The following is a 14,696-nucleotide window of genomic DNA, read 5'->3' as shown; positions in this document are numbered from 1 at the left end:
GGCGGAATTCTATACCGCTTCCCGGCGCGGCCGGACGGTACGTCAGCCCAGCAGCTTGCGTACCTTGCGCAGCGCCGCCACGAAACGCTCCACTTCCTCGTGCGTGTTGTAGAACGCCAGCGACGCGCGGCAGGTGGCGGCGACGCCGAGCCATTGCAGCAGCGGGTGCGCGCAATGCTGGCCCGAGCGGATGGCCACGCCTTCCAGGTCGAGCAGGGTGGCCAGGTCGTGCGCGTGCGCGCCCTCGACCAGGAACGACACCACCGCCGCCTTTTCCGGCGCGGTGCCGAAGATGCGCAGGCCCTCGACGCCGGACAGTTCCTCCGTCAGGTGCGCGAGCAGGGCCTGTTCGCGGGCCTCGATGTCGGCCATGCCCAGCGTTTCCAGGTAGTCCACGGCGGCCGCGAGCCCGGCGAAGCCGGCGATGTTGGGCGTGCCGGCCTCGAACTTGTAGGGGGCGTCGTTGTAGACGGTGCCCTGGAAGCTGACTTCCTTGATCATCTCGCCGCCGCCGATGAACGGCGGCATCGCCGCCAGCAGTTCCTTGCGCGCCCACAGCGCGCCGGTGCCGGTGGGGCCGCACATCTTGTGCCCGGTGAAGGCGTAGAAGTCGCAGCCGATCGCCTTGACGTCGACCGGGCGGTGCGGCACGGCCTGCGAGCCGTCGACCAGGGTGACGATGCCGCGGCGCCTCGCCTCGCGGCAGATCTCGCGGACCGGGTTGACCGTGCCGAGCACATTGCTGACATGGGCGAGGGCGAGCAGCCTGACCTCGGGCGTCATCAGCGCGTGCAGCATCTCCAGGTCGAGCGTGCCGTCGGGCTTCAGCTCGACCACCTTGATCGCCGCGCCCGTGCGCTCGGCCACCAGCTGCCACGGCACGATGTTGGCGTGGTGCTCCATGCGCGTGAGCAGGATGGCGTCGCCCGGCTTGAGCTGCGGCAGCGCCCAGGAATAGGCGACCAGGTTGATCGCGAAGGTGGTGCCGCTGCACAGCACCAGTTCGTCGGCGCGCACGTTGAGGAAGCGGGCCAGCTTGCGGCGCGCGTTCTCGTAGGCCTCGGTCGCCTCGCTGCCGAGCTGGTGCACGGCGCGGCTGACGTTGGCGTTGTGGCGGCGATAGAAGGCGTCGACCGTCTCGATCACCGCCGCCGGCTTCTGCCCGGTGTTGGCGGAGTCGAAGTAGATCAGCGGCTTGCCGTGGACGCGGCGGTCCAGCAGCGGGAAGTCGGCGCGCACGCGCGCCCAGTCGGTCCCGCGCGCGCCGTCTTCGCCGCGGACGGCGGTGGAGGGATCGGGGGCGTGCGGTGCGTTCATTCGCCCACCAGGCCCTGCAGGGCGGCGTCGAGCTGCGCCTGCGCCGCCTCGCGCAGTTCCGCCGGTGCGATGACCGCGGACAGCGGCTCGCGCGCGAACGCGGCGGTCAGCAGGCGCCGTGCGGCGTCGGCGGGAAGCCCGCGCGAGCGCAGGTAGAACATCGCGGTCGGGTCGAGCTGGCCGACCGTGGCGCCGTGCGCGGCCTTCACCTCGTCGGCGTGGATCACCAGCACCGGTTGGGTGTCGATCTCGGCGCTCTCGCTCAGCAGCAGGTTCTTGTTGGAAAGGCTGGCGTCGCTGCCGTCGGCCCCCTCGAGGATGGTGATGCCGCCGTGGAACACGGCATGGCCGCGTCCGGCGCCGATGCCGCGCCACAGCAGCGAGCAGGCGGTGTCGCGGGCGGCGTGCTCGATGGCCAGGCGCGTGTCGAGGTGGCGCCTGCCGGCGGCGAGCAGTACGCCGTTGGCGTGCAGGCGCGCGCCGGCGCCTTCGAGGCGGACGTGGAGCTCGTGGCGGGACAGCGCGGTGCCGAGCTCGAGATCGAGCCGGTGGTACGCCGCCTCGCGTGCGAGTGTCGCGTCGGTGCGCAGTACGGCGGTCGCGCCCTCGGCCTCGGCCTGGATGCGTACGTGCTGCACCCAGGCTTCGGTGCCGATGCGCAGGCGTACGCGGGCGTTGGCCAGGTGGCGGTGCGCTCCGCTGTGGAGGTGGTGCTCGACCAGCGCCAGCGCGGCGTTGTCGCCGATCTCGATGTCATGGCGCAGATGCCAGGCGAGGTCCTGCTGCGGGCCGTCCGCGGGCGCGGCGCCGACGAAGACCAGATGCAGGGGCGTCTCGACCACCGCGCCGTCGCCCACGCGCAGCCGTACGCCGGTTTCGGCCAGGGCGTCGTTGAGCCTGGCGAAGATCGCATCGCCGCCCGAAGCGTCCTGGGGAGCCTCGTCCTGGGCAGGCGCGGCGATGGCCTGCGCGCGCAGGTCGACGCCGGCCGGCAGGCCGGACGCGTCCGAACGCGCGGCGTCGAAGCGGCCGTTGACGAAGACCAGGCGCGGCGCGGGTATCGCGGCGAGCACGGCCTCGTCGTAGGCCGGCAGGTCTATGGACGGGGCGAACGCGCGGCGCTCCAGGGCGCGCAGCGGGGTGTACTTCCAGGCCTCACTGCGCGGGCCGGGCAAGCCGTCGCGCAGCACGGCTTCCACGGCGGCCTGGCGCGCGGCATCGCCCTCGGCCGCTCCGCTCGAGGCGCGGACGGCGGGGATCGACTCGCGCAGCGACTGCAGCAGCGCGCTCATCACGCGGCATCCCGGCCGGTCGGCGCGGCGGCCGACGGCGCGATGCGGTCCTTGACCCAGGCGTAGCCCTGGCGCTCCAGTTCCAGCGCCAGTTCCGGGCCGCCGCTCTCGACGATCCGGCCGTCGGCGAGCACGTGCACGACGTCGGGGCGGATGTAGTCGAGCAGCCGCTGGTAGTGGGTGATGACCAGGAAGGCGCGGTCGGGCGAGCGCAGCGCGTTGACGCCGTCGGCGACGTGCTTGAGCGCGTCGATGTCGAGGCCGGAGTCGGTCTCGTCGAGGATCGCCAGCTTCGGCTCGAGCACCGCGAGCTGGAAGATCTCGTTGCGCTTCTTCTCGCCGCCGGAGAAGCCCTCGTTGACGCCGCGGTGCAGCAGCTTGTCGTCCAGGTGCAGGATCGCGAGCTTCTCGCGCACCAGCTTGAGGAACTGCATCGAATCCAGTTCGGACTCGCCGCGCGCCTTGCGCTGGGCGTTGAGCGCGCTGCGCAGGAAATAGGTGTTGTTCACGCCGGGGATTTCCACCGGGTACTGGAAGGCGAGGAACACGCCGGCGGCGGCGCGCGCGTCCGGTTCCAGCTCCAGCAGGTCGCGGCCGTCGAACTCGACGGTGCCGGCGCCGATCTCGTAGCCGTCGCGGCCGGCGAGGATGTTGCCCAGCGTGGACTTGCCGGCGCCGTTGGGGCCCATGATGGCGTGCACCTGGCCCGGCTTCACTTCCAGGCTGAGGCCCTTGAGGATGTCCTTGCCGGCGACGCTGGCGTGGAGGTTGTCGATCTTGAGCATGATGTCGGAATGCGGAGGCGGTAGGGAGATCAGTCGGCGCGTGCTGGAGGTTGGCCGCGGAAACCGATCGAGATGCGGTTCATCGAGTTCATCTGGCTGATGACGACGGTCAGGTCGACGGCGGCGCGTTCGTCGAACTGCGCGCGCATCGCTTCATAGACGTCGTCCGGCGCCTGGGTCCGTTCGACGCGCGTGAGCGCCTCCGCCCAGGCCAGGGCGGTACGCTCGCGCTCGTCGTAGAAACCCACCTCGCGCCAGACCGTCAGGCAGTCGATGCGCTGCGCCTTCTCGCCGAGCTTGCGCAGCTCCCGGATGTGCAGGTCGACGCAGTAGGCGCAGCCATTGATCTGCGAGACGCGCAGTTCGATAAGCGCGCGCAGTTTCGGGTCGATCGACGCGGCGTTGAGCTGCGTCGAAACGCCGATGACTGCGTTCCAGGTGTCCGGGGAGGCTTTCTTGTAGTTCAGTCGTGGGGTCATGGTCTGGATTGGGGCGATGTGGCGAAAGGCCGGCGCGCACGCCTGGCACTCAGTCCTGCTTCCGGCGGACCGATCCCGCGGACAGGTCGCCTTCCGGCAGGCCGTCGAGCCAGAGATGCAGCTGACGCGTTCTTTGCCGGGTGAGTCCGGCCCGATATGCATCCACGCTCATCGGATAGGACGAACCCCAAACGTCGGTGCCTCGCTCGGATTTGCCGATGGGAAATCTCGCCTCGACCTCGGCATCGCGCAATCGCACCCAGAGTCGCTGGGCGGCCTTTAGCTTCTCCAGGAACAGCGGATTGTCCTTGTACTCCGAGAGGATCTGCTGGTAGACGCCGTTGAGCGCCTTGTCGGCTTTGGCGAAATCCTCCGATGCGCAGGAATTCAACTGCAGTTGATTGCCGTCGGGATTGCATTGAATGTTCTCTTTGTCCCCGGCAAAAGCGTTTTGTGACAGCGCGGTGAGCACGAGCAGGAGTACGGTTTTCATCCGACCGACCCTTCCAGGCTCACTTCCAGCAGCTTCTTCGCCTCGACCGCGAACTCCATCGGCAGCTCGCGGAACACCTGCTTGCAGAAACCGTCGACGATCAGGCTGACCGCGTCCTCCTGCGAGATGCCGCGGCTGCGGCAGTAGAATAGCTGGTCGTCGGAGATCTTCGAGGTGGTGGCCTCGTGCTCGACGGTCGCGCCGGGGTGCTTGACCTCGATGTAGGGGAAGGTATGGGCGCCGCACCGCTTGCCGATCAGCAGCGAGTCGCACTGGGTGTAGTTGCGCGCGCCCTCGGCGCTGCGCTCGACCTTGACCAGGCCGCGGTAGGTGTTCTGCCCGCGGCCGGCGCTGATGCCCTTGCTGACGATCTTCGACTTGGTGCGCTTGCCGATGTGGATCATCTTGGTGCCGGTGTCGGCCTGCTGGCGGTGGTGGGTGAGGGCGACGGAGTGGAACTCGCCGGTGGAGTCGTCGCCCAGCAGCACGCAGGACGGATACTTCCAGGTGATCGCCGAGCCGGTCTCGACCTGGGTCCAGGAGATCTTGCTGCGCGCGCCGCGGCATTCGCCGCGCTTGGTGACGAAATTGTAGATGCCGCCGCGGCCTTCCTCGTCGCCCGGGTACCAGTTCTGCACGGTGGAGTACTTGATCTCGGCGTCTTCCAGCGCCACCAGTTCGACCACGGCCGCATGCAGCTGGTTGTCGTCGCGCATCGGCGCGGTGCAGCCTTCCAGGTAGCTGACGTAGCTCTTGTCCTCGGCGACGATCAGGGTGCGCTCGAACTGTCCGGTGTTCATGGCATTGATGCGGAAGTAGGTCGACAGCTCCATCGGGCAGCGCACGCCCTTGGGGATGTAGACGAAGCTGCCGTCGGAGAACACCGCGGAGTTGAGCGCGGCGAAATAGTTGTCGCCGGTGGGCACCACGCTGCCCAGGTACCGGCGCACCAGCTCGGGGTGCTCGCGGATGGCCTCGGACATCGAGCAGAAGACGATGCCCTGCCTGGCCAGGTCGGCGCGGAAGGTGGTGCCGACGCTGACCGAGTCGAACACCGCGTCCACCGCCACGCCGGCCAGCTTGGCGCGCTCGTGCAGCGGCACGCCGAGCTTCTCGTAGGTGTCGAGCAGCTCCTGCGGCACCTCGTCGAGCGAGGCGTACTTGGCCTTGGGCGCGGAGTAGTAGCTCACGGCCTGGAAATCGATCGGCGCGATCTTCAGCTTGGCCCAGTGCGGCATCGGCATGGTCAGCCAATGGCGGTAGGCGGCCACGCGCCACTCGGTCATCCACTCCGGCTCCTGCTTCTTCGCCGACAGGGCGCGCACCACGTCCTCGTCCAGGCCGGGCGGGAAGCTGTCGGACTCGATCTCGGTGACGAAGCCGGCGCTGTAGCGGCGCCCGAGCTGTTCGAGGATTTCGGCGTTTTCTGCTTGCACGTTGGTTCTGTTCTCAGCTGGCGGCCAGGCGCGCGGGGATGCCGCGGGAGGCGGCGCGCGTGCCGGCTGGCTTGCGGGGTGAGGGGGCGCGTTTAGCCGATGCCCCATCGGCATCGGCTGCGGTCCCGAACGCCCGGTCAGGATGACCAGGCCGGTCCGTCTGGCGGCTGTCGGGTTTCGCCATGGATGGCGACGGGATCGCGTCGAATGAGATGTCGCTGAGCATCTGCGCCAGCGAGATGCCGCGCAGGGCGTCGGCGACCACGTCGTTGATGCGGCGCCAGTTGGCGCGCACGCCGCAGGAGCGTTCCAGGCCGCAGGCGCCGGCGTGCAGGCTGCATTCGGTCATGCCGAGCGGGCCTTCCATGGCTTCGACGACCTGGATCAGGCTGATCTCGGCCGGCGCGCGCGCCAGGCGGTAGCCGCCGTTGGCGCCGCGGAAGGCTTCGACCAGGCCGGCCTGGGCCAGGGGCTTGAGCACCTTGGCGACGGTCGGGACTTCCAGGCCGGCGCGCTCGGCCAGCCCGGCGGCGCTGGCGACGGCTTCGGGATCGCTCGCCAGCACGGTAAGCACCACGGTGGCGTAGTCGGTCAGCTTGGTGATTCTGAGCATGGCGGTTGGCTCGAAGCCGGCCGTGCGGCCCTCGGCTTCTGGCTGGGGGGGTAAATTCGTACCGAAATTGTACGCTTTTGGCCGGGCGGGCTCAATGGCCTCGGTCCGCGCGAACGTGGGGATTCGGCGGCTGGGCCCGCAACGCAGCGTTGCGTCAGCTTGGCAGGGGCGGGTTTCGTGAAGCCGGACGGCTCGGGACTCTTGCTGACATGATGCGGTCCGTGGCGCGACATTGTCGGCTGCGGATAGACCGGCCCGGCCATCCAGGGCCGGGCGTTCGGACCCGCAGCAGACGCCGAGCGGGCATTCGCGACTCTTGGTAACAGGATGCCGTCCGTGGCGCGACGGTGTCGGCTGCGGATAGACCGGCCCGGCCTTCCATGGCCGGGCGTTCGGAACCGCAGCAGACGCCGATAGGGCATTCGCGACTCTTGGTAACATGATGCCGTCCGTGGCGCGACGTTGTCGGCTGCGGATAGACCGGCCCGGCCATCCATGGCCGGGCGTTCGGACCCGCAGCAGACGCCGAGCGGGCATTCGCGACTCTTGGTAACAGGATGCCGTCCGTGGCGCGACGTTATCGGCTGCGGATAGACCGGCCCGGCCTTCCATGGCCGGGCGTTCGGAACCGCAGCAGACGCCTTGTGGGCGTCCGCTGATGCGCGGTTCCTCACCCCCCCGGACCTGCCATGCCCAAGAAGAAGATCGCTGCCCGCCTGTCCCCCATCCACGGCAATGGCGTGTTCGCCACCGAGGCCATCAAGAAGGGCGAGCGCATCGTCCGCTACAAGGGCAAGTTGCGCACGCACGAGGAAGTCGACGAGGTCTACGGCGACGAGGACGAGAACGGACACACCTTCCTGTTCACCCTCAACGACGACTACGTGATCGACGCCAACGTCGACGGCAACATCGCCCGCTGGATCAACCACAGCTGCAAGCCCAACTGCGAGTCGACCGTCGAGGAGAACGCCAAGGGCAAGCGCCACAAGGACAAGGTCTTCATCGAGGCGATGCGCAACATCAAGGCGGGCGAGGAGCTGACCTACAACTACGGGATCGTCCTCGACGAGCCGCACACCGCCAAGGTGAAGAAGGTCTGGGCCTGCAAGTGCGGCGCCAAGAACTGCACCGGGACCATGCTCCAGCCCAAGGACTGAGGGCGCCGGCGCCGCTTCGGGGGGGGCAGGCCGGGCCGCGCGATGCGCCAGCCCGGCAAAAGGTTGCCATGACTCATGCCAGTCGGTCGCCGCCGGCGCGGCGGCTACCTTGCGCGCCAGTGGGCCTCGGGCCCGATGGGAAGAGAATCGCCGGATGCGCACCGCACGCTTGGCCCTGGCCGTCCTGACGGCGCTGTCCGCGCCGGCCTTCGCCGTGGAGATCGATGGCCGCATCGATCCGGACGAGTGGCGCGAGGCGCGGCACGTCACCGATTTCCGCCAGGTGCAGCCGCTCAGCGGCGCGCCGGCCTCGTTGCCGACCGAAGCCTGGGTGCTGGCCACCCCGGACGGGCTGGCGATCGCCTTCCGCAACCTCCAGCCGGCGTCGGTGCCGCGCACCCGGCAGCGGGTGCAGCGCGACTTCGAGGACCAGGTCGACCGCGTCAACCTGATGATCGACTTCGACGGCGACGGCCGCACCGGCTACAACTTCACGGTCGCCTCCACCGGCGACGTCGCCGACGCGGTGATCACCAACGAGAACCAGTTCAACGACGACTGGGACGGCAACTGGCGGCGCGCGGTCGGCGAGGACGCCGACGGCTGGACGGTGGAGATGCTGATCCCCTGGTACATCGCGCCGATGCACAAGGCCGAAGGCGACCTGCGCACGGTGCGGCTCTACCTGGACCGGGTGATCGGCTCCACCGGCGAGCGCGCGGCCTGGCCGGGCGCCAGCTTCGAGCGGCCGCGCTTCCTCTCCGACTTCAGTCCGGTGCAGATGCCGCAGTACAGCCAGTCGCTGCTGGCGGTCACGCCCTACGTCTCCGGCCTGTACGACAACGTTCGCCGTGACAGCGACTTCGACGGCGGCGTCGACGTCTTCTGGAAGCCCAACGGCCAGTTCCAGGCCACGGCCACCATCAACCCGGATTTCGGGCAGGTGGAAAGCGACGACCTGGTGGTGAACTTCAGCGCCACCGAGACCTTCATCAGCGACAAGCGGCCGTTCTTCACCGAGAACCAGGGGCTGTTCGAGTACACCACGCCCTCGGACTTCAGCCAGCTGCTGTACACGCGCCGCATCGGCGGTCCGGCCGACGACGGCGACGGCTCCGGCGACATCACCGCCGCGCTCAAGGTCAACGGCAGCCTAGGCGCGACCAAGTACGGCGTGTTCGCCGCCGACGAGTCGGGCGAGGCGGGGCGCTCGTTCCGTGCCCTGCGCCTGGTGCGCGACTTCAGCACCCAGAACCTCGGCCTGATGCTGACCCGCGTCGAGCGGCCCTACCTCGACCGCGAAGCGACCGTGCTCGGCATCGACCACAACTGGCGCCCCACGCCGCGCTGGAACATCCGCACCCGCGTGTTCGGCAGCCGCATCGACGAGGCCGGCGGCCGCGTCGGCGACACCGGCGCCACGGTCTGGGCCGACTACGAGATGGACCATGGCTGGCGCCAGCAGTGGATCGCCATGCATTTCGGCAACGACCTGCAGATCAACGATGCCGGCTACCTCTCGCGCAACAGCACCAACTACCTGCACTGGGAGGTCAAGCGCCGCTTCGCCGACCTGCCGGCCGACTCCCGCTACGCCTCCAAGGACTGGCGCGCCCGCCTCACCACCAACCGCAACGACCGCGGCGACAAGCTCAACGACCAGTTCCGGCTCAGCCGCGAGAGCCGGCTGCGCAACGGCAGCTACGAATACGCGCAGATCAACCTCAACAGCGCCGGCTACGACGACCTGCTCACCCGCGGCCACGGCGCGCTGTGGCGGCCGAGCAATCTCAACGCCTACCTGGAGTACGAGCGCCCGCGCAAGGGATCGTGGTTGCACAAGCTCGAGGCCGAGCTGGTCACCGGCGGGCTGGCCGGCAATTCGGAGGTCGGCTGGAGCCTGGAGTACACGCCCACCTATTTCGTCAACGACGATTTCAGCGTCTATGCCGGCATCTACGCCGACGCCACGCCCGACTGGCTGGTCTGGAGCCGCGACAACCTGATCGGCAGCTTCCGCGGCCGCGAGTGGCATTTCAACGCCGGCCTGAACTGGAACATCGGCCAGCGCCAGGAGCTGCGCGTGAAGCTGCAGGCGCTGGCGGTCGACGCCCGGTTGCGCCAGGCCTATCGGGTCGACGCCGCCGGGCGGGCGATCGCGGTCGACGATCCGGTGGACGCGTTCAGCGTGCGCAACCTGGGGTTCCAGATCCGCTACCGCTACGAACTGGCGCCGCTGTCGTACCTGTACGTGGTCTATGGCCGCGGCGGATTCGAGCGCAACGACCGCTCGGACGACATCGGCGGCCTGCTCGGCGACAGCTTCTCGCTGCGCAACGACGAACAGCTGCTGGTGAAGTTCAGCTACCGCTTCGAGCTGTAGGGCGGCGTCACCGGGCGCGCGGCGCCCGGCTCAGGGCTTGAGTTCGCGCAGGTCGGCCGACTGGATGCGCCAAGCGCGCTGCTCGGCGCTGGCGCCGTCGACGACGGTGCGGTGCAGGGTGTAGGTGCCGTCGTAGCGGCGCACGCTGCCGTCGCTCTGCGTTGCGGTGATCGCCACCGGGACCTGGATGTAGCGCTGGCCGGCGCCCGCGTCCTCGTTGCCGGGCGTGCCGATCTCGACGCCGACCTTGGCGGTGCCGGCGAAACCGTCGGCGAACTGCTGCGGCGTCTGTCCGCTGGCCTGGCCGGCGTTGGCCCACAGCGCGTAGGCGCGGGCATAGCTGCGGCCGTCGATCGAAGCGTAGTAGTCGCGGATGACCGCGACCGCGTCCTGCGCCGAGGGTTCGGCCGCGGGCGCGCCGGGGCCGGCCGAAGCGTCGCCGGGCAGCATGCCGGATTCAGGATTGGGATTGAGCAGGTCCACCGGTGTTTCGGGAGCCGCCGCCGGCGGCGGTTTGCCCGACAGCGGAACCTCGCCCGGCCCGGGCTTGGCGGGCATGCCGGTGATCGAGCCGCCGTCCTGCTCCGGCTTCGGCAACCCGTCCTGCCGTCCGTCTTGCGATTGCGCATCCGAGCCCTGCCGGCCGCCGCAGGCGGCGAGCAAGGCAAAGGTACAGGCGAGAAGCAGGGGGCGGGTGTTGCGAGCGGCCATTGCCACGCGATCCGGTCGATGGGAGGAGTCTTTCCGCACCCTACGCATGGCGGGTGAACGCGGCATGAGGAGCCTGTGCGATGGAAGGCATGCGGCGCGGCATCAGTCGCGCTCGGCCAGCGCCGTGCGTTGCGGCTGCAGATAGGCCAGCAGCAGCCCGAGCAGCACGAAGCGCAGGCCGTCGAAGGCGATCTGCTTGACCGCGAGCGCGCCCGGCGTCGGCTGCACCGCGTAGTAGATCAGGTAGTTCGGAACGGCCACCAGCAGGGCGGCGGCGATGCCGAAGCGCAGACCCTGGCCGAGGACGTTGCGCTCGGCGGCCGAGCCCTTGGCGTAGATCCAGGTCATCGCGTAGCCGACCAGCAGGTGGGCGACGATCATCCACGGGAAGTAGTGCTGGGAATCCTGCGGCGTGCGCAGCAGGGTGCCGACCAGCGCCTGGTAGTCGCGGCCGAGCAGCAGGCCGTGCACGAGGTAGCCCAGCAGCAGCGAGGCCAGCGACATCACCAGTCCGCAAATCGCGATGCGCTTGTTCATGCAGCTTCTCCGGCCTCGGGCGACGGCGGCATCCTACTGCGCGCGCCGTCGCCGCGTCGATGGCGCAATCGCCCCGGGTGCGCGCAACGGGGGCCCTTGAAAGCAAGGCGCGCCCAAGAAAAAAGCCGGGCTTTCCCGAGGAAAAGCGCCGGCTTGTCGGCATCGGCGGGAGCGGATCGGCCGCGAACCCGCCGACGCGCGCGCACCAGGATCGTCCGGATGGATCAGGCGATCGCGGCGGCCTTGAGCTTGGCCAGCGTGCGCACCTTGACCTTGCGGGTCGCGGGCTTCGCGGCGAACCACTGCTCTTCCTTGGTGAACGGGTTGATGCCCTTGCGCTTCGGCTTGGCCGGAACGTCCTGGACATTGATCTTCAGCAGGCCCGGCAGCGTGAACGTACCCGCGCCCTTCTTGCCGACCGATGCGTGGACCGCACCTTCGAGCGACGCCAGTACGGCGCGGACGTCCTTCGGCGCGACAGAGGTGGCATCGGCGATGTAGGCCACCAGGCCTGCCTTGCCAAGCGCCTCTTTGATCGGCTTCGGCGCCGCGGGCTTCGCTGCTTTCTTCGGGGCAGCCTTCTTAGCCGCAGTTTTTGCTTTCTTCGCCATGTTGTTCCTGTTCCGTAATGGATGGTTGGAATTGTCTGGCCGATCATGTCGGCAGTGGAAATGTAGGGCAACTGTGCGTCGCCGCCAATAGGAAAACGCAAAAAAACCCTGTTTTTTTACTGCCGGGGCAGGGCGGTCGTGGCGAGCGAGCGCCGCGCCGGGGCGGCCAGCGCAGCCAGCAGAGCGCGGCCAGCGCGGCGAACGCGCTGTAGCCGGCGACGAAGAACCACCAGGGCGCGTCGAAAAAGATCAGCCGCGACAGCCAGTGCTGGATGAAGGATTCGCTGTAAGTGGCTTGTCCGGCACGGGTTCGCAGCGCCTGCTCCCAGACCGTCAGCGGGCATAGCGCCCCCAACCAGGCCTGCGCCGCGATCAGGAGCATCAGCGCCAGATGCGCGATCCGGAAGACCGGCCGGCGCACCCACGCCCAGCCGAGCGGGCCGCCGGCCAGGATCGCCAGCATGCCCAGCACGACGAAGGCGACCACGCCCACGTGCAGCGCCAGGATCGCATCGGCCAGCCCGCCGGCGGCGGCGGGCGAGAGCGCACCGGTCACGGCGGCCCCGGCTGCGTCAGTCTTCTTCCGCCCTGGGCTTGTAGGCATCCACCAGCCGCTGCTGGACCTGCGAGGGCACCGGCTCGTAGTGGCTGAAGTCCAGCGAGTAGCGGCCGCGTCCGGCGGTGATGGATTTCAGTTCCGCGGCATAGCCTTCCAGTTCCGAGAGCGGCACCTGCGCCTTGATCACGATCTCGCCGCCCTTGGCCGCGTCGGTGCCGTTGATGCGCGCGCGCTTGCCGGCCAGGCCGCCGCTGATGTCGCCCATGTTCTGCTCGGGCGCGGCGACGTCGAGGTCGACGATCGGCTCCAGCACCTGCGGCCTGGCCTTGGCGACGGCTTCCAGGAAGGCCTTCTTGCCGGCGGCGACGAAGGCGACCTCCTTGCTGTCGACCGGGTGATGCTTGCCATCGTAGACGATCACCCGCACGTCCTGCATCGGGTAGCCGGCGATGGCGCCGCCGTGCAGCACCTGGCGCACGCCCTTCTCCACGGCGGGCAGGAACTGTCCCGGGATGGTGCCGCCCTTGACCTCGTCCACGAACTCGAAGCCCTGGCCGCGCGGCAGCGGCTCGATGCGCAGGAACACCTCGCCGAACTGGCCGGCGCCGCCGGTCTGCTTCTTGTGGCGGTGATGGCCCTCGGCCTTGGCGCTGACCGTCTCGCGGTAGGCGATGCGCGGCGGGCGCGTGGCCACCTCGACGCCGTGGCGGTCCTTGAGGCGGTCGAGATTGATGCGCAGGTGCAGGTCGGACAGGCCGCGCACCACCACCTCGTTGGTCTCGGCCTCGTGCTCCACCCGGAAACACGGGTCTTCCTCGGCCAGCTTGTGCAGCGCGGTGGACAGCTTCTGCTCCTGGCCCTTGCTGGCGGCCTCCACGGCCAGGCCGAACATCGGCCTGGGGAAGTCCAGCGGCGCCAGGTGGATCTGGTCCTCGTCGTGGGAATCGTGCAGCACCGCGTCGAAGTGCAGGTCCTCGACCTTGGCCACCGCGGCGATGTCGCCGGGCACCGCCTGCGCGACCTCGACGTGCTCCTTGCCCTTGAGCTTGAACAGGTGCGCCACCTTGAACGGCTTGCGGCCGTCGTCGACGAACAGCTGCGAGTCCTTCCTCACCGTGCCCTGGTAGACGCGGAAGATGCCCAGCTTGCCGACGAAGGGGTCGTTGACGATGCGGAACACGTCGGCGATCACGTGCGCGTCGGGATCGGGGCGCGCCTCGACCGGCTGCGCCTGCGCGCCGGCTCCCCGGACGAAAGCGGGCGCATTGGCCTCTCCCGGATGCGGGAACAGCCGCTCGGCGATGCCCAGCAATTCCTTCACGCCGACGCCGCCGCGCGCGGACACGAAGCACACCGGCAGCAGGTGGCCCTCGCGCAGGCACTGCTCGAAGGCGTCGTGCAGCTCCTGGCCGGACAGACCGCCCTCGCCGAGGTCGAGGTAATGGTCCATCACGGTCTCGTTGATCTCCACCACCTGGTCGATGATCTTCTGGTGCCAGTCGGCGACCGGGCCCAGATCGCTCTCGCCCTGCGACTGGCCGAAGCAGTCGACCACGCGCTTGCCGCCGTCGGCGGGCAGGTTGAGCGGCAGCACCTCGGGGCCGAACTGCTCGCGCAGTTCCTCGAGCACGCGCGCGCAGTCCACGCCCTCGTGGTCGATCTTGTTGACCACGACCACGCGGCACAGATTGCGCTCGCGCGCCCGCTCCATCATGCGCCGGGTGCCGTACTCCACGCCCGACGCGGCGTCGACCACGATCGCGACGGTTTCCACCGCCGCCAGCGCCGACAGCGTGGGGCCGCGGAAATCGGGGTAGCCCGGGGTGTCGATCAGGTTGACGTGAACGAGCTGTTGGCCGGCCGCGGCGTGATCGATGCTGGCGATGGCGGCGTCGATGGAATGGCCGCGCTGCTTCTCGATCGGGTCGAAGTCGGAGACGGTGTTGCCGCGCTCGACGGTGCCCGCCGTCTGGATCGCGCCGCCGGCATGCAGCAGGGCTTCGAAGAGGGTGGTCTTGCCGGCGCCGGGGTGGCCGACGAGGGCCACGTTGCGGATTTGCGCTGTGCTGTAGGACATGAGTCCGTATCTCCCTGAGAGCTTTCTTGTGGAAAGTCCGGCCAGGGATGGCCGGGCTCTTGCGGAGGGACACGCATGACGCGCTTGGCGGGCGGCCATGGCGGACAGGCACCATACCGCGCCCGCAAACGCAGCGTCCCGTTGCGCCGCAGCAATCGGCGTCGGCGAGGATGGCGGACGCTTCCGTAACGCGCCCGGCGATATGCTGGGCGCTCCGTTCCCCCACACTCACGGAGCATCCAC

General features: G+C 69.1%; 13 protein-coding genes and 1 pseudogene. 2 read left to right on the top strand and 12 right to left on the bottom strand.

Annotated features, from left to right (window positions below):
* Window positions 1–42: 42 nt before the first annotated feature.
* The 7 genes and pseudogenes from MD221_RS09255 to MD221_RS09225 form a co-directional block, all read right to left on the bottom strand.
* Complete coding sequence (locus MD221_RS09255; RefSeq protein WP_242110800.1) at window positions 43–1,317, bottom strand: cysteine desulfurase; 1,275 nt, start codon at window positions 1,315–1,317, stop codon at window positions 43–45.
* Window positions 1,314–2,609 carry a Fe-S cluster assembly protein SufD gene (gene sufD, locus MD221_RS09250; protein WP_242110798.1) on the bottom strand — a complete coding sequence of 432 codons (1,296 nt, stop codon included), beginning with the start codon at window positions 2,607–2,609 and terminating at the stop codon, window positions 1,314–1,316. Before sufD ends, MD221_RS09255 begins: the two co-directional genes overlap by 4 nt.
* Window positions 2,609–3,394 (bottom strand): Fe-S cluster assembly ATPase SufC, encoded by a 786-nt coding sequence (sufC, locus tag MD221_RS09245; RefSeq protein ID WP_242110796.1) that lies wholly within the window; start codon window positions 3,392–3,394, stop codon window positions 2,609–2,611. The genes sufD and sufC overlap by 1 nt, the downstream gene beginning before the upstream one ends.
* Before the next feature lie 29 nt (window positions 3,395–3,423).
* Complete coding sequence (locus MD221_RS09240; protein WP_242110793.1) at window positions 3,424–3,873, bottom strand: carboxymuconolactone decarboxylase family protein; 450 nt, start codon at window positions 3,871–3,873, stop codon at window positions 3,424–3,426.
* 49 nt (window positions 3,874–3,922) lie between these two features.
* Window positions 3,923–4,366, bottom strand: coding sequence for a lysozyme inhibitor LprI family protein (locus tag MD221_RS09235; RefSeq protein WP_242110791.1), 444 nt, complete (start codon window positions 4,364–4,366; stop codon window positions 3,923–3,925).
* A complete protein-coding gene (sufB, locus tag MD221_RS09230) occupies window positions 4,363–5,802 on the bottom strand; it encodes a Fe-S cluster assembly protein SufB (protein WP_242110789.1) in 1,440 nt (479 codons plus the stop codon). The genes MD221_RS09235 and sufB overlap by 4 nt, the downstream gene beginning before the upstream one ends.
* A gap of 208 nt (window positions 5,803–6,010) precedes the next feature.
* Window positions 6,011–6,415 (bottom strand): annotated as a pseudogene (locus MD221_RS09225) (SUF system Fe-S cluster assembly regulator); the annotation flags it as partial.
* A 689-nt stretch (window positions 6,416–7,104) separates the two neighbouring features.
* Between MD221_RS09225 and MD221_RS09220 the strand changes: the two are divergent.
* Window positions 7,105–7,575 carry an SET domain-containing protein gene (locus MD221_RS09220; RefSeq protein ID WP_242110787.1) on the top strand — a complete coding sequence of 157 codons (471 nt, stop codon included), beginning with the start codon at window positions 7,105–7,107 and terminating at the stop codon, window positions 7,573–7,575.
* Between the two features lie 154 nt (window positions 7,576–7,729).
* On the top strand, window positions 7,730–9,958 hold the full coding sequence (locus MD221_RS09215; protein ID WP_242110784.1) for a DUF5916 domain-containing protein: 2,229 nt from the start codon (window positions 7,730–7,732) through the stop codon (window positions 9,956–9,958).
* Between the two features lie 30 nt (window positions 9,959–9,988).
* Here the strand turns inward: MD221_RS09215 and MD221_RS09210 are convergent, their stop codons facing one another.
* The 5 genes from MD221_RS09210 to fusA form a co-directional block, all read right to left on the bottom strand.
* Window positions 9,989–10,669 (bottom strand): hypothetical protein, encoded by a 681-nt coding sequence (locus tag MD221_RS09210; protein WP_242110782.1) that lies wholly within the window; start codon window positions 10,667–10,669, stop codon window positions 9,989–9,991.
* Window positions 10,670–10,771: 102 nt separating this feature from the next.
* Window positions 10,772–11,206, bottom strand: coding sequence for a hypothetical protein (locus tag MD221_RS09205; RefSeq protein ID WP_242110780.1), 435 nt, complete (start codon window positions 11,204–11,206; stop codon window positions 10,772–10,774).
* A 224-nt stretch (window positions 11,207–11,430) separates the two neighbouring features.
* Window positions 11,431–11,817: an HU family DNA-binding protein gene (locus tag MD221_RS09200; RefSeq protein WP_242110777.1), complete on the bottom strand. Its 387-nt coding sequence runs from the start codon at window positions 11,815–11,817 to the stop codon at window positions 11,431–11,433.
* A gap of 43 nt (window positions 11,818–11,860) precedes the next feature.
* On the bottom strand, window positions 11,861–12,373 hold the full coding sequence (locus MD221_RS09195) for a DUF2784 domain-containing protein (protein WP_242110760.1): 513 nt from the start codon (window positions 12,371–12,373) through the stop codon (window positions 11,861–11,863).
* 16 nt (window positions 12,374–12,389) lie between these two features.
* Entirely contained in the window at window positions 12,390–14,453 is a 2,064-nt protein-coding gene (gene fusA, locus MD221_RS09190) for an elongation factor G (RefSeq protein ID WP_242110758.1), read from the bottom strand.
* Window positions 14,454–14,696: the final 243 nt, after the last annotated feature.

The organism is Luteimonas aquatica (genome assembly GCF_022662575.1).
GTDB lineage: Bacteria > Pseudomonadota > Gammaproteobacteria > Xanthomonadales > Xanthomonadaceae > Luteimonas > Luteimonas aquatica.
The sequence above is the reverse complement of the archived record's forward strand: the minus strand, read 5'-3'. Positions and strand labels throughout refer to the sequence as shown.